The organism is Amycolatopsis halotolerans, from assembly GCF_042647905.1.
GTDB lineage: Bacteria > Actinomycetota > Actinomycetes > Mycobacteriales > Pseudonocardiaceae > Amycolatopsis > Amycolatopsis halotolerans.
Map to the genome: position 1 here is coordinate 70,879 of NZ_JBHRWI010000081.1, position 21,321 is coordinate 92,199.

Consider the following 21,321-nt stretch of genomic DNA (forward strand, 5'->3'; position numbering starts at 1 on the left):
GCTCGGATCGGCGGGCGGCCCCAAAGCATTACCTGGCTTCCAGTTCCTCGTCCAGCAGCGCGAACAGCTCGTCCGCGCTGGCTCCTTCCACTTCCTCGTCCGGGACCAGCGACGCCAGCACTGCCTTCAACCTCGTCACGACTCCGGAGACCTCGTCCGGTTCCAGGGCTCGCACGACGTTTTCCAGCGCGTCCAGCTGGATCTCGACTGCCGACGGGGCGCCGTCCGCGACGAGGTGTTCTCCCAGGACCTGCACGGACGGGTAGTCGAAGATCAGCGTCGCGGGCAGGCGCATGCCGGTGAGGACGTCCAGGCGGTTGCGCAGTTCGATCGCGGTCAGGGAATCGAAGCCCAGTTCGATGAAACCCTTTCGCGGGTCTACCGCGTCCCGTCGTTCGTGGCCCAGGACTACGGCGGCGGTGCCGCAGACCAGGTCGACGGCGGCCCGTACGCGTTCGGCACCGGACAGGCGCAGGACCTGGTTCCAGGAATCGTCGACGACCTCGACTCGGCGGCGGCCTCGGATCAGGCCGCGCAGCATCGCGGGGACGCTGTGGGCGTCGGCGCGGAGGCCGGACATGTCCAGCCGCACCGGTACCAGCGACGGCTGGCCGGCGGCGACTGTCGCGTCGAACAGTTCCAGGCCGTCGGCGAAGGACAGGCCGAAGACGCCGGACCTGGCCATGCGGATCAGGTCGGTGTCGGCCAGATCGTTGGACATGCCGCCTTCGGACCACAGGCCCCAGGCGAGCGACACGGCTGGCAAGCCTTGTGCCGCACGGTGGTGCGCGAGGGCGTCCAGGAAGACGTTCGCCGCGGAGTAGTTGGCTTGGCCTGCCGCACCGAGGGTTCCGCCTGCCGAGGAGTACAGCACGAAGGCGGCCAGGTCCAGGGACGCGGTCAGTTCGTGCAGATGCCACGCGGCGTCGACCTTCGGGCGGAGTACGGCGTCCATCCGTTCCGGGGTCAGCGACAGCAGCACGCCATCGTCGACGACACCGGCGGTGTGGATTACCGCGGTCAGCGGGTGGTCGGACGGAACGTCTGCGATGAGGTCTGCGACGGCATCTCGGGAGGCCAGGTCGCAGGCCACCAGCGAGACTGACGCGCCCAGTTCGGTCAGGGAGGCGACGAAATCGTCGGCTCCTGGAGCGGCGGGGCCACGACGGCTCGTGATGAGCAGGTTGCGGACGCCGTGTTCGGTGACCAGGTGCCGGGCGATCAACTGGCCGAGCACGCCGGTGCCGCCGGTGACCAGGACGGTGCCGTCCGGGTCGAAGCTGACGGTGCCGGACGGGACGTACTTCGCCAGGCGGTGCACCAAAACCGCGCCGTCGCGGACTGCGACGCCGGGTTCGTCGGCGTACATCGCGCCGAGCACCGAGCCGATCGGGAGCGGACCGTTGTCGAGGTCTACCACCATGAATCGGTCTGGGTACTCGAGTTGCGCGGTGCGAATCACGCCCCACAGCGCGGCGTGGGTTAGGTCGGGCGCGCCCTCGTCGGGACGAGTGGCGATCGCGCCGGAGGCGACGACGACCAAGCGCGACGCGGCCAGTACGTCCTCGGCGACCCAGGATTGGGTTAGGGAAAGGAGGTTGTGGACGGCTGCGCGAGCGGCTTCCGGAGTTCCTGTCTCCGGGGCGGCGAAAGGCACGTAGACGACGTCCGGCACCAAGGCGCCGTTGTGGATCGCGCCCAGCAGTGCTTTGAGGTCCACATAGGACTCTCCGCCGAGGCTGAACGGGTCGTTGCCCAGGATCGCGGTGGTGACTGCGGTGACGTCGTCGCCCTGCCACGGGATCCAGTCGACGCGGAACAACGAATCGTCCACCGCCGAACGCTCGACCGAGGCGAACGCGTCGTCCGCGATGGGGCGCAGCACCAGCGAGTCCACGCGCAGCACGGGTGCGCCGGACGCGTCCGTCGCGATGAGCGAGACGGTGTTCTCGACGTCCGACGAGATCAGCACGCGCAGAGTCGCCGCGCCGCCGGCGTAGAGCGAGACGCCGGACCACGCGAACGGCAGGACCGGCTTGTCCTCGGTCGGCCCGGCGAGGCCGATCGTGTGCAGGGCCGCGTCCAGCAACGCCGGGTGCAGGCCGAACGCGCTGCCGTCGGCGTACTCGGGCAGCGCGACCTCGGCGGCCAGCACGTCGCCCGCCTGCCAGGCTCGACGCAGGCCCGCGAAAACCGGGCCGTAGTCGAAGCCTTGCGCGGCCAGCTCGTCGTACCGGGAGGTCACGTCGATCTCCGCGGCTCCGGCTGGCGGCCATGCCGCGGCGACCGCGGACGGCTCACTGGCTGGGGAGAGCCGGCCGCTGCCGTGCTGGACCCACTCGTCGGCGTCCTCGGCCTGGGAGAAGATCCCGAGCGCGCGGGTGCCGTCGTCTTCCTCGGTGCCGACGGTCACCTGCAGCCGCACCGCGCCCTGTTCGGGCAGGATCAGCGGGGCGGCCAGGGTGAGTTCGTCGACCCGGCCGCAGCCGACCTCGTCGCCCGCTCGCACGGCCAGCTCGACGAACGCCGTGCCGGGGAACAGCGCGTTGCCCTGGACGACGTGGTCGGCCAGCCAGGGCTGCGCGGCCAGCGAGAGCCGTCCGGTGAGGACGACGCCGCCGGAGTCCGCGGTGCCGACCACCGCGCCCAGGAGCGGGTGCGCCGCTTCGCGCTGCCCGACCTCGGCCACGCCGCGAGCCCGCGCGCCGGTGGGGTTGTCCAGCCAGTAGCGCTTGCGCTGGAAGGCGTAGGTCGGGAGTTCGACCACGTGCGCGCCGGAGTAGAACGCGTCCCAGTCGACGGTCCCGCCGAGCGTGAACAGTGTCGCGACCGCGGCGGCGGCCGACTCTGCCTCGGCTCGGTCCTTGCGCAGGACGGGGACGAAGGTGGCGTTGGCGAGTGCGGTCGCGTTGGCGAGCGCCGTGCCGTTGGCGAGTGCGGTGCCGCTGGCGAGTGCCGTGCCGCTGGGGAGGCCGGCGGTGTCGGCGAGGCTCGTCGCGTCGGCGGAACCACCGGCGGGCCCGCCCTCCCCTCCCACCCCACCCACCACAGCACCAGCGCCATCGACACAGCTCTGCCCCATCGCGGTCAGCACCGCGCTTGGGCCGACTTCGACGAAGGTGTTCGCTCCAGCCTCGGTCAGCGCTCGTACGCCGTCTGCGAAGCGCACTGCTGAACGGACCTGGCGCACCCAGTAGTCCGGCGTCGCCACATTCGCCGCAATGTCCACTGTGGACACAATCGGTACCGATGGCTCAGCGTAGGTCAGCGTGCGCGCCACCGCGGCGAACTCGTCCAGCATCGGGTCCATGAGCGGCGAATGGAACGCGTGCGACACCCGCAACCGCGAAGTTCGATCAAATTTCCCAGCAACCGCAAGTACTTCTTCTTCTATCCCCGACACTACCACCGACCGAGGGCCGTTCACGGCGGCGATTCCTACACCATCGGTTAGTAGCGGAAGCACCTCGTCCTCGGTAGCCTGCACCGCGACCATCGCCCCGCCGGCGGGCAGCGCTTGCATCAGCCGAGCGCGGGCGACTACCAGTTTTCCGGCGTCCGCAAGGGAAAGCACCCCGGCGACGTGAGCGGCGGCGATTTCTCCGACGGAGTGTCCCAGCAGGTAAGCAGGCTGGATGCCCCACGACTCCAGGAGGCGATACAGGGCGACTTCCACCGCGAACAGAGCGGGTTGCGTGTAGCCGGTCTGGTCGAGCCGGTCCGCGTCGGCTAGCAGGGTACGCAACGGAATATCTAGGTCCAGTGCGGCATCGACCTCGTCCAGGGCGGTGGCGAAGACCGGATACGCGGCGGCGAGGTCTAGGCCCATGCCAGCCCGTTGCGCGCCTTGGCCGGTGAAGAGGAAGGCCACGCGAGGAGCAGAAGCCATGCCTTCAACCACCGAGGAAGAAGCGCGGCCTGCTGCATAATCTCCCAGAGCGCGCGCGGCAGCTTCCCGATCGGCGGCCACTACCCCGGCCCGGTGTTCGCTGAGGGTTCGCGTCGTGGCAAGGGAAAGTCCGACGTCCGCGGCGGAGCCCGAAGGAGCAGAACCAGCCAGCTGGGAAGCCTGCGCCCGCAAAGCTTCCGGGGAAGAAGCCGAGAGCAACCAGGTAACTGGCCCGGAAGAAGAGGAAGGCGCAGAAACCGGATCGCCTTGCTCCACGATCACGTGCGCGTTCGTCCCGCTGATGCCGAACGACGACACCGCGGCCCGCCGGGGGCGGTCGGTTGACGGCCAAGGCGTCGATTCGTTCAGCAGCGCGACGGTGCCATCCGCCCAGTCAACGTGCGGCGAGGGCTCGTCCGCGTGCAGCGTCGGCGGAAGGACGCCCCGCCGGAGGGCCTCGACCATCTTGATGACCCCGCCGACCCCAGCGGCAGCCTGGGTATGTCCGACGTTCGACTTGAAAGAACCGACATACAAGGGGCGTGAAGGGGTGGCGACCTTGCCGTAGGTGGAGATCAGGGCCTGAGCCTCGATCGGGTCGCCCAGCTTGGTGCCGGTGCCGTGCGCTTCCACGGCGTCCACATCGGACAGTTCCAGTGCGGCATCGGCCAGGGCGGCACGGATTACCCGCTGCTGGGCTGGGCCGTTGGGCACGGTGATCCCGCTCGAAGCACCGTCCGAGTTCACCGCGCTGCCGCGCAGCACCGCGAGCACGTGGTGGCCGTTGCGCCGAGCGTCCGAAAGCCGTTCCAGCAGAAGCATTCCGGCACCTTCAGAACACCCGACGCCGTCCGCGCCGCTGCCGAAGGCCTTGCACCGGCCGTCCGAGGACAGGCCGTGTTGTTCGCTGAAGTACACGAACATGTCCGGCGTGACCATCACCGTCACGCCGCCTGCCAAGGCCAGCGAGCATTCCCCGCGCCGAAGTGCTTGTGCGGCAAGGTGCATCGCGACCAGCGAGGACGAGCAGGCGGTATCAACCGACACGGACGGGCCTTCGAGGCCGAGCGTGTACGAGACGCGCCCGGAGATCAGGCTGCCGTCGCTGCTGCCCGCGCCGTAGTCGTGGTACATGACGCCGGTGAACACCCCGGTCGCGCTGCCCTTCAGCGTGGACGGCACGATCCCGGCGCGTTCGACGGCTTCCCACGCGGTCTCGAGCAGCAACCGCTGCTGCGGGTCCAGCGTGACCGCCTCGCGCGGGCTGATGCCGAAGAACTCCGGCTCGAAATCGGCGGCGTCGTAAAGGAAACCGCCTTCGTTCGAGTAGGTCGTGCCGGGCCGGGCGCCGGTCGGGTCGTGCAGGGCGGCGGTGTCCCAGCCGCGGTCGGCCGGGAACTCGCCGATCGCGTCGACGCCGCCGGCCACCAGGTCCCACAGCTGCGCCGGCGTGGTGACCCCGCCGGGATACCGGCAGCCCATGCCGATGATCGCGATCGGCTCGGACTGCCGCGCGGCCAGCCGCTGGTTGTCCGCACGGAGCCGTTCGTTGTCCGTCATGGACTGCCGCAGCGCGGCGACGATCTGCTCGGTCGAAGGAGCGGACTTGTCGGTCACTGGGATTCACCCCGTTCGTCGGTGCCGCCCATCGCGGAGCGGACCAGGTCGGCCAGGTCCATCGAGGCGACTGCCGCCGCCGCGTCGTCGGTGCCGTTCAGTTCTTCCGCGGAAACCTCAGGCTCGGCAGGTGCCAGTTCCGCCAGCAGGTGCCGGGCCAGGGGCAGCGGGCTCGGGTAGTCGAAGATCAGCGTCGCGGGCAGTCGCAGTCCGGTCGCGGCGCCGAGCCGGTTGCGCAGTTCCAGCGCGGCGAGCGAGTCGATGCCCAGGTCGGTGAAGCCCTTTTCGACCCCGACCGCCGACGCCTCGTCATACCCGAGGACTGCCGCCGTGTGCTCGCACACCAGGTTCAGCGCCGCCGAGTCCCGCTCGTCCGCCGGGAGCGTGGCGAGCTTGTCGGCGAACCCGGCCTCCGGTGCTGCTGCCGACGACGAGGCGACAGCGGCCCGTCGCGGTCCGGCAGTGACGAGACCCTTCAGGAGCGCCGACGCGCGGTCAGCGTCCTTGAGATCGAGCTTCACCGGCACCAATGCCGCCGCCGAAGCAGCCAGCGCCGCATCGAACAGCTCCAACCCCTCAGCCGCAGTCAGCTCCGCGACGCCGGATCGGGCGATGTGCGCCAGGTCCACCTCGCCGTCGGTGCCTTCCCACGGACCCCACGCGAGCGAGGTCGCCGGGAGGCCAAGCGAAGAGCGGTGCTCGGCCAGCGCGTCCAGGAACACGTTCCCGGCCGCGTAGTTCGCCTGCCCCGCCGCGAGCAGCAGGCCGCCCGCCGAGGAGTAGAGGACGAACGCCGTCAGGTCCCGAGCAGCCGTCAGCTCGTGCAGGTTCCAGGCCGCGTCCACCTTGGGCCGCAACACATTCTCTACCTGCTCCGGCGTCAGAGCACTCAGCACCGCACTGTCCATCTGCCCGGCCGCGTGCACCACGGCGGTCAGCCGCGGCAGCGTGTCGAGCAGCTTCGCCAGCGCGTCCCGGTCGGTGACGTCGCACGCGGCGACAGTCACCTTCGCACCCTCGCCGGCCAGTTCGTCGACCAGTTCCCGCGCTCCCGCCGCGTCGAGACCGCGACGGCTGGTCAGGACCAGGTCACGGGCACCGCGAGCGACCAGGTGCCGCGCCAGCAGCCCGCCGAGCAGACCCGCGCCGCCGGTGATCAGCACCGTGCCGTCCGGATCCCACTCGACCGTCTCGCCGACCTCGGTGACCCGGGTCAGCCGCGGCACGCGCACCTCGCCGTTCCGCACCCGGGCCTCCGGTTCGCCGGACGCGACGACCGCGGGCAGCGCCCGGGCCGACTCGGCCGAAGCGTCGAGGTCCACGACCTGGATCCGGCCGGGATTCTCCGCCTGCGCGGCCCGCACCAGGCCCCAGACCGGAGCCTGCGCCAGCTCGTCGCGAGTGACCACGACCAGCTTGCCGTCCCCAGTGGACAGCCAGTTCTGCAAGTGCCGCAACGTTTCCTGGACAACCTCGTGCACCCGAGAAGGCACCGAGCCAGCACCCGAACCGACCGGCAGCACCAGCACATCCGCATCGACCGGCTCAGCCTTCAACGGCACCCCGAGACCGAGGTCGTCGGTGCCGAGCACGGCCCAGCCGTCCAGCGAAGGCACCAGCCGCACGCCCGAAGCGGGCTGCCATTCGATGCAGTACAGCGAGTCCGGCACCTTCGCGCCGAGCTGGCCTTCCGACACCGGCCGCGTGACCAATGAAGCGATCTGTGCCACCGGAGCACCAGCGGCGTCCGCCAGGTCGAGCGACGAGCCGCTGTCGGTCTTCCGGACCCGCACTCGCAGCGCGGTCGCGCCGCTGGCCTGCAGCGACACCGAGTTCCACGCGAACGGGATGGTCGTCTCGGTCAACGCCTTCGGACCGCCCGGGATCAGGAAGTCCGTCGCACCGAGCGCCGAGTCGAGCAAGCCCGGGTGCAGGCCGAACTCGTTCGCCGCAGTGCCTTCCGGCAGCGCGACCTCGGCGTACACCTCGCCTTCGCGCAGCCAGATCGCCCGCAGGTTGCGGAACGTCGGGCCGTAGCCGAAGCCGAGCCCGGCCAGGTCGTCGTACAACCCGGTCAGGTCAACCTGTTCCGCACCGGCTGGCGGCCATTCGCTCAGCGAGAAGTCCGCCGCCGAACCGTTGGCCAGCGTGCCCGCGGCGTGCTGGACCCAGCCGGACTCAGTCCGCGAGTGCACCGACAGCTCCCGGCGACCGCTGCCGTCCGGCGCGCTGATGACCACGCGCAGGTCGACCCCGTCGTCGGTCAGCAGCAGCGGAGCCTGCTGCGTCAGCTCCTCCAGGAGGTTGCAGCCGACCTGGTCACCGGCGTGAATCGCCAGCTCGACGTACGCGGTGCCGGGCAGCATCGTCCGCCCCATCACCACGTGGTCGGCCAGCCACGGCTGCGTCGCGACCGACAGCCGTCCGGTGAGCACCGCACCGCCGTCGGGCAGTTCCACCAGCGCACCCAGCAGCGGGTGTCCGGCGGACTGTGCGCCCAAAGTGCTGACGTCGCCGGTCGGCTTCGTCGCGTCGAGCCAGTACGACTTGTTCTGGAACGCGTAGGTCGGCAGGTCCACAGTGGACGCGCCCTGGCCGGCGAACAGCGCCTTCCAGTCGATCTTCGCGCCCCGGGAGAACAGCGTCGCCAGCGCGGTGAACACGGTCGGCACCTCGGCCCGGCCGCGCCGCATCGCGGGCACCTGGACGACCCGGTCCGGCCGGTCGGCCACCGCGGTGTCGCATTCGCGCGCCATCCCGGTGAGCACCGCGTCCGGCCCGAGCTCCACGAAGCGCGTCACGCCCGCGGCGAGCAAAGTGCTGACTCCGTCGGCGAACCGGACGGCCTCCCGCACGTGGCCCACCCAGTACTGCGGCGAGCACAGCTCGGCGGCGGTCGCGATCTTGCCGGTCACGTTCGACACCACCGGGATCGACGGCGCGGAGTAGGTCAGTTTCTCCGCCACCACCGCGAACTCGGCCAGCATCGGCTCCATCAGCGACGAGTGGAACGCGTGCGACACGACCAGCTGCTTCGTCCGGCGACCGGCTTCCTTGAAGGCCGCCATCGCCGCCTGCACCGCCTCTTCCGGACCCGAGATGACCACCGACCGCGGCCCGTTCACCGCCGCGACGTCCACCCCGTCCGGAAGCGAGGCCCGCACCTCGTCCTCAGTGGCCGCGATCGCCGCCATCGTGCCTCCGGTCGGCAGCGCCTGCATCAACCGCCCGCGAGCGGCGACCAGCGAGCAGGCGTCGGCCAGCGAGAACACTCCGGAGACGTGCGCCGCGGCGAGTTCGCCGATGGAGTGCCCGGCGACGTAATCCGGGGTGACGCCCCACGACTCGACCAGCCGGTACAGCGCGACCTCGATCGCGAACAGCGCGCATTGCGTGTACGCAGTCTGGTTGAGCAGCGGCGAGTCTTGCCAGATGACCTGCTTGAGCGGCGTTTCCAGCTCGGCGTCGAAGAGTCCGCAGATCTCGTCGAACGCTCCGGCGAAGGCCGGGAACGCCTCGTACAGTCCGCGTCCCATGCCCGGCTGCTGCGCGCCCTGCCCGGTGAACAGGAACGCCGTCAGATCAGCCGAGCTGACCGTGCCCGCCACAGTGCCCGCCGGGGTCCGGCCTTCGGCCAGTCCGTCGAGCGCCTTCAGCGCTGCTTCGCGGTCAGCCGCCAGGACCACCGCGCGGTGGTCGAGCGCGGCGCGGCCGGTGGCCAGCGAGTAGCCGATGTCGGTCAGGCTGACGTCCGGGTTGGCCCGCAGGTGCGCGGCCAGCCGGGTGGCCTGGTCGGCGAGCGCCGACGCGACCGAACCGGCCAGCGGCAACGGGATTGCCGGGAGTTCCGGTGCAGTGCGCCGGGTTTCGGTGGCCGGCGCGGGCGGTGCCTCCTCGATGATGATGTGCGCGTTGGTGCCGCTGATGCCGAACGACGAGACGCCGGCGCGACGCGGGTGCCCGTTCGGCAGCCACGGCCGCGGCTCGGTGAGCAGCTCGATGTTGCCCGTGGTCCAGTCGACGACCGGCGACGGCGCGTCGACGTGCATCGTCTTCGGCAACATGTTGTGCCGCAACGCTTGCACGACCTTCATCACGCCAGCCGCACCACCGGACGCCTGCGCGTGGCCGATGTTCGACTTCACCGAACCCAGGTACAGCGGCCGCTCGCGGTCCTGGCCGTAGGTGGCCAGCAGTGCCTGCGCTTCGATCGGGTCGCCGAGCTTCGTGCCCGAACCGTGCGCCTCGACAGCGTCCACATCGGACGGTTGCAGCCCGCCAGCCGCGAGGGCCGCGTGGATCACGCGTTCCTGCGACGGGCCGTTCGGGGCGGTCAGGCCGTTGGACGCACCGTCCTGGTTGACCGCGCTCGACCGGACCACCGCGAGCACCTCGTGGCCGTTGCGCTGTGCGTCGGACAGCCGCTCCAGCAGGAGCAGACCCGCGCCCTCGGCCCAGCCGACGCCGTCCGAAGCCGCGGAGAACGACTTCGACCGGCCGTTGGGCGAAAGCACGCCCTGGCGGCTGGAGTCGACGAACAGGTCCGACTGCGACAGCACCGTGACACCCCCGGCCAGCGCCAGCCCGCACTCCCCCGCCCGCAGCGCCTGCACCGCGAGGTGCAGCGTGACCAGCGAGGACGAGCACGCGGTGTCCACCGTCATGCTCGGGCCCTCGAGGCCGAGCAGGTAGGAGATGCGGCCGGAGACGACCGCGCCGGAGCTGCCGTTCGGGATGTAGGCGGCGACGTCGGCCGGGGCGCCGGGAGCGCGGCTGCCGTAGTCGTCGTACATCGCGCCGGTGAAGACGCCGGTCAGGCTGCCGCGCAGTACGGTCGGGTCGATCCCGGCGCGCTCGATGGCCTCCCACGCGGTCTCCAGCAGGAGCCGCTGCTGCGGGTCCATCGCCATCGCCTCGCGCGGGCCGATGCCGAAGAACGCCGGGTCGAACTCCGCCGCGTCGTGCAGGAAGCCGCCCTGGTTGGCGTAGGTCTTGCCGCGTTTGCCGCGCTCCGGGTCGTAGATGCCTTCGGTGTCCCAGCCGCGGTTGGTCGGGAAGCCGGACACCGCGTCGACCTCGTCGACCAGCAGCCGCCACAGGTCCTCCGGCGACCGGACGCCGCCGGGGTAGCGGCAGGCCATGCCGACGATCGCGATCGGCTCCTGCATCGACGCGTTCGTCCGGGCCGTCGTCGCCGGCGCCTTCGCGACGGCGCCGAGCAGCTTGCCCTTCACGAAGTCCGCGACGGCCTTGGCGGTCGGGTGGTCGAAGATCAGCGTCGCGGGCAGCGTCAGGCCGGTCGCGGTGCCGAGGAGGTTGCGGAGTTCGACCGCGGCGAGCGAGTCGAAGCCCAGCTCCTTGAACGCCCGCGTTCCGTCCACTTCGGACTTGTCCGCGTAGCCGAGCACGGTGGCCACCTGCGTGCGGACGAGGTCGAGCAGCACCCGGTCACGTTCGCTTTCGACCAATGCGGCCAGTTCGTCGGCGAGCGCGTTGTCCGCCGCCTTGGCCGCCTTCGCCACGCGACGCGCCTTCGGCGGCACGAAACCACGCAGCAGTGCGGGCAGTTCGTCGGTACGCGCTCGCAGCGCCGGGACGTCCACGCGAAGCGGCGCGATGACCGCGTCTTCCGTGGCCACGGCGGCGTCGAACAGGGCCAGGCCCTGCTCGGCGGTCACCGCGGGCAGGCCCAGGCGGGCCATCCGGGCGAGGTCGGCTTCGGCGAGGTCGCCGCCGAGTCCGGTGTTCTCCGCCCACAGACCCCAGGCCAGCGCGGTTGCCGGAAGTCCGGCCGCGCGCCGGTGTTCAGCGAGCCCGTCGAGGAAGGCGTTGGCCGCCGCGTAGTTCGCCTGTCCGGCGGGGAGCACCTGGCCGCCTGCCGAGGAGAACATGACGAACGCGGACAGCTGCCGGTCAGCGGTCAGTTCGTGCAGGTGCCAAGCCGCGTCAACCTTCGGCCGCAGCACCTTGTCAAGCTGTTCTGCGGTGAGGGAATCGAAGACGCCGCTGTCGGCGGTACCGGCGGCGTGCACCACCGCGCCGAGGTCCGGCAGACCGTTGACCAGCTGCTCGACCGCCTCGCGGTCCGCGACGTCGCAAGCCGCCACCTGGACCGTCGCGCCCAGGTCGGTCAACTCTTCGACCAGCTGCGTGGCGCCCGGAGCGTCGAGACCGCGGCGGCTGGTGAGCACGAGGCTCTCCACGCCGTGCTCGGCCACCAGGTAGCGCGCCAGCAGGCTGCCGAGACCGCCGGTGCCGCCGGTGATCAGGACGGTGCCGTCCCACGAGGTCGTGCCGGTCGATTCGGCGCGGGTGTAGCGCGGGGCGAGCACCGAACCGGCGCGGATCGCCGCTTCCGGCTCACCCGACGCGACCACCGCGGCGATCGTCTCGACCTTGGTATCCGTGTCGGCGTCGATCAGGAACACGCGGCCGGGGTGCTCGGCTTGCGCCGCCCGGGCGAGGCCCCACAGCAGACCCTGGGTGACGTCCACAGTGGACTCGCCAGCCGGGACCGCCGACTGCGTGACGATGGCGAGCTTCGTGTCGGTCAGCCGCGATTCGGCCAGCCACGCCTGGATCTCGGCGAGCAGCCAGGTCACGTTGGCCCGCGCCGATTCCGGCACCGTGCCATCCGCGGCAGGCACCGAGAGCGTCACGAGACCGGGCACCGGCTCGCCGCGGTCCACCGCACCGAGCAGGTCCGCGAACCCGCTGTAGGTGGCGGCCACGCCGACTCGGCCACGGCCGATCGCGACGACGTCGCCCGGCTCCGCGGCCGGGACCGGCACGGACTGCCAGCCGATCTTGAGCAGCGAACCGTCCGTGGTCTCCGCCTGCGCGGCCAGTTCGGTCCGCACCGGCCGCGAGACCAGCGACTCGACCGAAGCGACCGGATTGCCTTCGCCGTCCGCGACCTCGATCGAGGACAGCTCGTCGCCGTCGATCCGCACGATCCGCACTCGCAGCACGGAAGCGCCGACCGCGTGCAGTGTGACGCCGTTCCACACGAACGGAAGCAGCGTCGAACCGCTCGGGTCGCCGAGCAGGTCGGCGTGCATCGCGGTGTCGAGAAGCGCCGGGTGCAGGCCGTAGGAACCCGCCGTGGACGCCGCCGGTTCCGGCAGCGCGACCTCGGCGAACACCTCGTTGCCTCGTCGCCACGCGGCCTGGAGGCCCTGGAACGCCGGGCCGTAGCCGTAGCCACGTTCGTTGAGCAGTTCGTACGCGCCCTCGACCGGGATCGGGGTCGCGCCCGCCGGCGGCCATTCGGTGAGGCCAGCCGGTTCCGGCCGCGCGGCGGCGGACAGGGTGCCCAGCGCGTGCTGGGTCCAGTCGCCGTCCGATTCGACCGGGCGGGAGAACACGGTGACCGGGCGGCGGTCGCCGTTCGCGGGGCCGACCACGACCTGGAGCGCGACCGCGCCGTCCGGCGGCAGGATGAGCGGCGCTTGCAGCGTCAACTCCTCGACCACCGGGTGTCCGACCTGGTCACCAGCGGCGACCGCCAGCTCGACGAATCCGGTGCCGGGCACCAGGATCGCGCCCTTCACCACGTGGTCGGCCACCCACGGCACCGAGGAAGCGGACAACCGTCCAGTGAGGACAGTGGTGTCCGAACCGGACAGTGCCACGACCGCGCCCAGCATCGGGTGCGCCAGCGGCTGCTGACCGACCGAAGCGACATCGCTGGACGGCGTCGCGTCGAGCCAGTAACGCTTGTGCTGGAAGGCATACGTCGGCAGGTCGAGCCTGACCGGACCGTCGCCGAGCAGCGGGCCGAGCTTCGCCGCGCCGCGGATGTGGAGACGACCGGCCGCGGTGAGCGCGGTGCGCACCTCGTCCTGGTCGCGCCGTCCGAACGGGACGAACTCCGCGTCGACGATCTGCGGACCGAGCGCGGACAGCACGCTGTCCGGACCGATCTCCAGGAACGTCTGGACGCCGCTCTCCGCCAGAGTCGTGACCGCAGCGCCGAACCGGACCGTCTCGCGGACATGGGTGACCCAGTATTCCGGCGAACGCAGCTCGTCGTCGGTGGCGAGTTTCCCAGTGACCGTCGAGACGATCGGGATCTTCGGCGCGTCGTACTTCAAGCCAGCGGCGATCTCGCGGAACTCGTCGAGCATCGGCGTCATCAGCGGCGAGTGGAACGCGTGGCTCACGCGCAACCGTCGCGTTTGGACATCGCCGGCCGACCGCTCGATCTCGGCGACCACGTCCGCGTCGCCCGAGATGACCACGGCGGCCAGGCCGTTCACCGCTGCGATGCTGACCGCGTCCTCGTGGCCCCGCAGCAGTTCGCGAACCGTCTCTTCGGTCGCGGCGAACGAAACCATCGCGCCGCGACGATCGTTCAGCGCACCCATCAACCGGCCGCGCGCGGCGACCAGCTTTGCCGCGCCCTCCAGGGAAAGCACGCCCGCGACGTGAGCCGCGGCCAGCTCGCCGATCGAGTGCCCGGCGAGCGCGTCGGGCCGGAAGCCCCACGACTCGGCTAGCCGGAACAGCGCGACCTCGACCGCGAAAAGCCCGGTCTGGGTGTACTGCGTCTGGTCCAGCAGGCCGCGGTCGGCGAGTTCGGTGGTGCCGAACACGACGTCCCGCAGCGGCACGTCGACCAGCGGGTCGATCGCCGCGCACACCGCGTCGAACGCCGTCGCGAAGGCCGGGTACGCGTCGTACAGCTCGCGTCCCATGCCAACCCGCTGCGCGCCCTGGCCGGAGAACAGGAAGGCGAGCTTCCCGTCCACGACCTGGCCCGTCGGTGCATCGCCGCTCGCCAGCGCGTCGAGTCCGTCGGCAAGTTCGGCCGCGGTCTCGGCGACAACCACCGCGCGATGTTCGAGAGAGGCCCGCGTCGCAGCCAGCGAACGCGCGATCTCCGCGACGGAAACGCCCTCAGCCAGCCAAGAACGCAGTCGCGCCGCTTGCCCGCGCACCGCGGCGGCGGACCGGCCGGACAGTGCGACGGGAACGATCGTCTGGGTCTCGGAAGGCCGCTCGACCGGGATCGCCGGAGCCTGTTCCAGGATGACGTGCGCGTTCGTGCCGCTGATGCCGAACGACGACACCGCGGCGCGGCGCGGCCGGTCCGGCGACCAGTCCCGTGCTTCGGTCAGCAGCCGGACCGCGCCGGTCTCCCAATCGACCACAGTGGACGGACGGTCGACGTGCAGCGTCTGCGGCAACTGGCCGTGCCGCATCGCCATGACCATCTTGATGATGCCCGCGACACCCGCCGCGGCCTGGGTGTGGCCGATGTTCGACTTGATCGACCCGAGCCACAACGGCTGGTCCTCGGAACGGTCCTGGCCGTAGGTGGCCAGCAGCGCCTGCGCCTCGATCGGGTCGCCCAGCGTGGTGCCGGTGCCGTGCCCCTCGACAGCGTCCACTTCGGACGGCTGCAGACCAGCGTCGGCCAGCGCCTTGGCGATCACCCGCTGCTGCGAAGGCCCGTTCGGCGCGGTAAGGCCGTTCGACGCGCCGTCGTGGTTCACCGCCGAGCCGCGGAGGACCGCGAGCACTGGGTGCCCGTTGCGGCGAGCGTCGGACAGCCGCTCGACGAGCAGCATGCCCGCGCCCTCGCCCCAGCCGGTGCCGTCCGCCGCCTCAGCGAACGCCTTGCACCGGCCGTCGGCGGAAAGCCCGCGCTGACGACTGAAGTCGATGAAAGTGTCCGGAGTGGACATCACGGTGACACCGCCGGCCAGCGCCAGCGTGCACTCGCCGCGACGCAGCGCCTGCACCGCCCAGTGCAGCGCGACCAGCGACGACGAGCAGGCAGTGTCCACAGTGACCGTCGGGCCTTCGAGGCCCAGCGCGTACGACACGCGACCGGACACGACGCTGGCGAGGCTGCCGTTGCCGAGGTAGCCCGCGATGTCGTCGGAGACCGTACCGAGGCGAGTGCCCCAGTCGTGGTACATCACACCGGCGAACACCCCGGTCGCGCTGCCGCGCAAGGCGACCGGGTCGATTCCGGCGCGCTCGAACGCTTCCCAGGACACCTCCAGCAACAGCCGCTGCTGCGGGTCCATCGCCGCCGCCTCGCGCGGGCTGATCTCGAAGAAGTCCGCGTCGAACTCGGCCGCGTCGTGCAGGAAGGCGCCGTGCTTGACGTAGGAGTGGCCGGGCTTGCCGGGCTCCGGGTCATACAGCGAGTCGACGTTCCAGCCGCGGTCGACCGGGAAGCCGGACAGCGCTTCCTCGCCCTCGGACACGAGTCGCCACAGGTCTTCCGGCGTCGCGACGCCACCTGGGTAGCGGCAAGCGATGCCGACGATGGCGATCGGCTCCTCCGGGTCCACAGTGGTCACCGGGGCAACGAGACGCGCAGGAGCCAGCCCGGCCAGCCGCGACGCCAGGTACTCGGCGAGCGCGCGCGGCGTCGGGTAGTCGAACACCAGCGTCGCGGGCAGCCGCATGCCGGTGACCGAGTCGAGGATGTTGCGCAGTTCCACCGCGGCCAGCGAGTCGAACCCGATCTCGCCGAACGGGCGAGCCGGGCTGATCGCGTCGGCGCTGTCGTGGCCGAGAACGGCCGCGACGTGCGTGCGCACCAGGTCGAGCAGCGCACGGTCTCGGTCGGCCTCGGCGAGGTGCGCGAACCGCTCGGCGAACTGCTGCTCGGGCGTCACTTCACCGCTGGCGACGGCGATCCGGCGACGACCGGCGGGAACGAGCCCGCGCAGCACGGCCGGAACGTCCTCGCCGCGCGACCGCAGTGCGGCCCGATCGACGCGGGTCGGCACGACCGTCGGGACGCCGGTGCCGAGCGCGGCGTCAAGGGCAGCAAGGCTTTCCGACACGGTCAGCGGAGCCAGACCCAGCCGCGCGATGCGGTTGCGGTCCACTTCGGACAGTGTCGCGCCCATGCCGATCGCCTGACCGGCGTCCGGGGCCCAGAGACCCCAGGCCAGCGACGTCGCGGGCAGGCCAGCGGCGTGGCGGTGCTCGGCGAGTGCGTCGAGGAAGGTGTTGCCCGCGGCGTAGTTCGCTTGTCCGGCACCGTCGGCGAGGCCCGCCGAAGAGGAGAACAGGACGAACGCCGACAGGTCCAGCTCCGCAGTCAGCTCGTGCAGCGCCCACGCCGCGTCGAGCTTCGGAGCCAGGACCGCGTCGAGCTGCTCGGCGGTCAGCGAGCCGATCATCGCGTTGTCCAGCACGCCAGCGGTGTGCACGACGGCGGACAGCGGGTGCTCGGCCTTCTTGATGGCCGCCGACAGCGAACGCTTCTTGCTGACGTCCGAGGCGACCACCTTCGCGGTCGCTCCCAGCTCGGCCAGCTCTTCGACCAGCTCGGAAGCGCCCGGCGCGTTGGGACCACGGCGGCTGAGCAGCAGCAGGCTGCGGACGCCGTGCTTCGTGACCAGGTGCTTCGCGACCTGGGCACCGAGACCGCCGGTGCCGCCGGTGATCAGCACAGTGCCGTCGGCGCGCCAAGTCGGCTCGCCAGACTCGGCGGCCAGCCGGACCATCCGACCGGCGGAGACCGTGTCACCGTCGATGCGCAGCTCCGGCTCGCCCGAGCCGAGCGCGGTGGCCAGGGTCGCCGTGGTGGCAGCGCCCTCGACCAGGACCACGCGACCAGGGTGCTCGGCCTGGGCTGAACGCACGAGACCGCGGACGGCGGAGTCGGCCAGCGAGCCGCGCGTCAGCACGACCAGCCGCGACGACGCGTAGCGGTCGCCCTCCAGCCATTGCTGCAGCACAGTCCGCACGCGGTGCGCGGTCTGCTTGGCAGCGGCGGCGATGTTCTTGCCCGGCACGGAAACCGGCAGCAGCACGACCTCGGGCACGTCGACCAGCGACACCAGCGAGTCGACCACCGGAACGTCGAAGCCGCTGACTGAACCCAGCGACGCCAGCGTCGGCAGCGCGGATTCGCTGGTGACCGGCGTCCATTCGACGGTGTACAGCAGGTCGCGCGCCTGGGTCCCGAGGTCGGCCTCGCGGACCGGCCGCGAGCGGAACGATTCGACGGACAGCACCGGCGTACCAGCCAAGTCCGTCACGTCGATCGAGACACCGCCGGTGGCCGGGGACGTGATCCGCACCCGGACCTCGGTCGCGCCGGAAGCGTGCAGCCGCACGCCGGTCCACGCGAACGGCAGCCGGATCTCGTCCGGCTCCCGTGCCTCGCCCGGGGCGAAGTCGGTGGCGTGCAGGACCGCGTCGAGCAGCGCCGGGTGGACGCCGAACGCCGCGTCGCGACCGGTCGCGGGCAGCGCGACCTCGGCGAACACGACGTCATCGCGCTTCCACGCGGTCCGCAGGCCCTGGAACAGTGGGCCGTAGCCGTACCCCTGCGCGGCCAGTTCGGTGTACAGCTCGCTCGTCGCGACCACTTCGGCACCGGCGGGCGGCCATTCGCCGCGCGGGGCGGGCTCGACGACCGGGCCAGCGGCGAGGACACCGATGGCGTGCCGGGTCCAGGCCGCGTCGGCGTCGTTGTCGGGACGGGAGTGGAACTCGATGGTGCGGCGGCCGTCGACGTCCGGGCCGACCAGCGTCTGCAGCGCGACGCCACCGGTCTCCGGCAGCGCGAGCGGGGCCTGCAGCGTCAGCTCGTCGACCACGCCGTAGCCGACCTGGGCCGCGGCGTGCAAAGCCATCTCGACGAACGCGGTACCCGGCAGCACCGGGGTGCCCGCGATCGCGTGGTCGGCCAGCCACGGGTGCGTCCGCAGCGCGACGCGGCCGGTGAGGACCAGGCCGTCGTCGCCCGCCAGGCCGATCTCGGCGGCGAGCAGCGGGTGCCCGGAAGCCAGCTGGCCGAAGTCCGCCGCGTCGCCGTGTCCGGTCGGCGCGGTGAGCCAGTAGTGCTTGTGCTGGAAGGCATACGTCGGCAAGTCGACAACCTGTGCCGGACCGAAGAAGGCCGTCCAGTCGATCGCCACGCCACGGGTGTGCAGGCGGCCGAGCGCGGCGGCGAGGGTGGTGACCTCGGGCCGGTCGCGGCGCTGCGCGGAGGTGAACGCGATGGCGTCGCTCGTGCCGGCGGCCATCGCCGACAGCACGGCGTCCGGGCCGACCTCGATCGCCGTGGTCACACCGGCGTCGACCAGCGCCTGGACGCCGTCGGCGAACCGCACCGCGCGGCGGACGTGCCACAGCCAGTACCCGGGCGAGCAGAGTTCTTCGGCGGTCGCGATCCGGCCGGTCACGTTCGAGACGACCGGGATCGCCGGGGCCGCGTAGTCGACCACCTCGAGGATCTCGCGGAACTCGGCCAGCATCGGCTCCATCAGCGGCGAGTGGAACGCGTGCGAGACGCGCAGCTCGCTGATCTTGCGGCCCTGCATGCGGAACACCGACACGACGGCTTCCACCGCTTCGCGCTCGCCGGAAACGACGACCGACGTCGGACCGTTCACCGCGGCCAGGCTGACCTGGTCGTCCAGCAGCGGCTGGACCTCGTCCTCGGTCGCCGCGATGGCGACCATCGCGCCACCCTCCGGCAACGCCTGCATCAGTCGTCCGCGAGCGGCGACGACCAGGCACGCGTCGGCGAGCGACCACACGCCCGCGATGTGCGCGGCGGCGAGCTCGCCGATCGAGTGGCCGAGCAGGATGTCCGGCCGCACGCCCCACGATTCGAGCAGCCGCGCCAACGCGACCTCGACCGCGAACAAGGCGCACTGGGTGTACTGCGTCTCGTTCAGCTCCGCGGCGTTGTCGCCGAAGAGGACGTCGCGGAGCGGGGTCTCCATCTGCACGTCGAGGTGGTCGAGGGCCTCATCGAAGACCTCAGCGAACTTCGGGTACGCCAGATACAGCTCGCGCCCCATCGCGAGGCGCTGCGAGCCCTGCCCGGTGAACAACATCGCGAGCTTGCCCGGCGTGCGCTCCCCGAGCACGACGTTCGGGTCCTGCTCCCCCGCCGCGAGCGCCTGCAACCCGCGCACCGCGTCGGCGATGTCCTGCGCGACGACGACGGCGCGCTGGTCGTGCGCGGCTCGTGTAGTGGCGAGCGAGAAACCGAGGTCAGTCAGCGACTGGGATTCCACAGTGGACACCAGTGCGGCGGCCTGTGCCTTCAGCGCCTCTTCGCTGCGCGCCGAGACAACGAGCGGAACGACCGGCAACTCGTCACTCGTGGTTTCCGTGGTTTCGACGGCCGGAGCCTGCTCGATGATGACGTGCGCGTTGGTGCCGCTCACGCCGAACGACGAAATCCCAGCGCGGCGCGGACGTTCGCCCTCCGGCCATTCCCGCTGCTCGGTCAGCAGCTCGACGGCACCGGCAGTCCAGTCGACGTGCGGCGTCGGCTCGTCCACATGCAGCGTCTTCGGGAGCACGCCGTGCCGGATCGCCTCGACCATCTTGATGATGCCCGCGACACCCGCCGCAGCCTGCGTGTGACCGATGTTCGACTTGATCGACCCGAGGAGCAGCGGCGTCTCGCGGTCCTGACCGTAGGTGGACAGCAGCGCCTGCGCCTCGATCGGGTCGCCGAGCCGGGTACCGGTGCCGTGCGCCTCGACCGCGTCCACATCGGACGCCTCCAGACCAGCGTCCGCCAGCGCGCGCTTGATCACGCGCTGCTGCGACGGACCATTCGGCGCGGTAAGGCCGTTCGACGCACCGTCGGAGTTGATCGCCGAGCCGCGAACCACAGCGAGCACCGTGTGTCCATTCGCGACCGCGTCGGAAAGCCGCTCCAGCACCAGGACACCGACACCCTCAGCGAACCCAGTGCCGTCCGCAGCCGCCGCGAACGCCTTGCAGCGACCGTCTTCCGCGAGACCACGCTGACGGCTGAAGGCAGTGAACGTGCCCGGCGCACCCATCACCGCGACGCCACCAGCGAGCGCGAGCTGGGTTTCCCCACGCCGCAACGCCTGCACCGCCAAGTGCAGCGCGACCAGCGAGCCGGAGCAAGCGGTGTCAACGGTCAGCGTCGGTCCTTCGAGACCGAGCGCGTAAGCGACCCGCCCCGAGACGACGCTGGGCGCGTTGCCGGTGAGAAGGTAGCCGTCGAGACCGTCGGGAGCTTCGTGCAGCCGCGGGCCGTACTCCTGTGCCTCCGCGCCGATGAACACGCCGCCCGGAGTGCCGCGCAGCGTGGACGGGTCGATCTTGGCCCGCTCCAGCGCTTCCCACGCGGTCTCGAGAACGAGCCGCTGCTGCGGGTCCATCGCGGACGCTTCGCGGGGCGCGATGCCGAAGAACCCGGCGTCGAATTCCCCGGCGCCGGGCAGGAATCCGCCCGAGGTGACGTAGCTGCTGCCCGGCTTGTCGGGGTCCGGGTCGTAGAGGCTGTCGAGGTCCCAGCCGCGGTCCTCCGGGAAGCCGGAGATGGTGTGCACCTCGTCGGCGACCAGCTGCCACAACGCTTCCGGCGACACCGCGCCGCCCGGGTAGCGGCAGCCGATGCCGACGATCGCGACCGGCTCGTCGTTCGCTCCGCCGGCGGCCGGCGCCGCGACTGTTTCCTCCGCGCCGAACACCTCGGCGTGCAGGAAACGCGCGACCGCGGCCGGGGTCGGATAGTCGAAGGCCAGCGTCACCGGCAGGTCCATCCCGGTCGCGTCGGTGAGCCGCGCGTGCAGCTCCACCGCCGCGAGCGAGTCGAAACCGTGGTCGGAGAACGCTTTCTCCGGGTCGAGGACGGCCGGAACCTCGGGCAGCGCGGCCTGCAGCGCCGCCCGCGTCGCGTCGTGGACCACGCCGGCGAGGAACCCCGCGCGGTCCGCCGGCGGCAGAAGCGTCAGCCGCTCCGCGAAGCCGGATTCCCGATTCTTCTCACTCTCACGCATTGCGCACTCCACCGCGGTAGCCAGGCAGCATTCATGGGTCGTCGGTCGGAT

The 21,321-nt window shown here is 71.3% G+C and carries 2 protein-coding genes; both read right to left on the reverse strand.

Features of this window, described 5'->3' with window-relative positions; all coding sequences use genetic code 11:
* Positions 1–28: 28 nt before the first annotated feature.
* Positions 29–5,506 (reverse strand): type I polyketide synthase, encoded by a 5,478-nt coding sequence (locus ACFORO_RS46165; RefSeq protein ID WP_377875611.1) that lies wholly within the window; start codon positions 5,504–5,506, stop codon positions 29–31.
* Positions 5,503–21,270: an SDR family NAD(P)-dependent oxidoreductase gene (locus ACFORO_RS46170; protein ID WP_377875613.1), complete on the reverse strand. Its 15,768-nt coding sequence runs from the start codon at positions 21,268–21,270 to the stop codon at positions 5,503–5,505. The genes ACFORO_RS46165 and ACFORO_RS46170 overlap by 4 nt, the downstream gene beginning before the upstream one ends.
* Positions 21,271–21,321 lie beyond the last annotated feature (51 nt).

Coding starts and splice junctions, on each gene's coding strand:
- ACFORO_RS46170 (WP_377875613.1), bottom strand. CDS start 21,270: ATGCGTGAGAGTGAGAAGAATCGGGAATCCGGCTTCGCGGAGCGGCTG.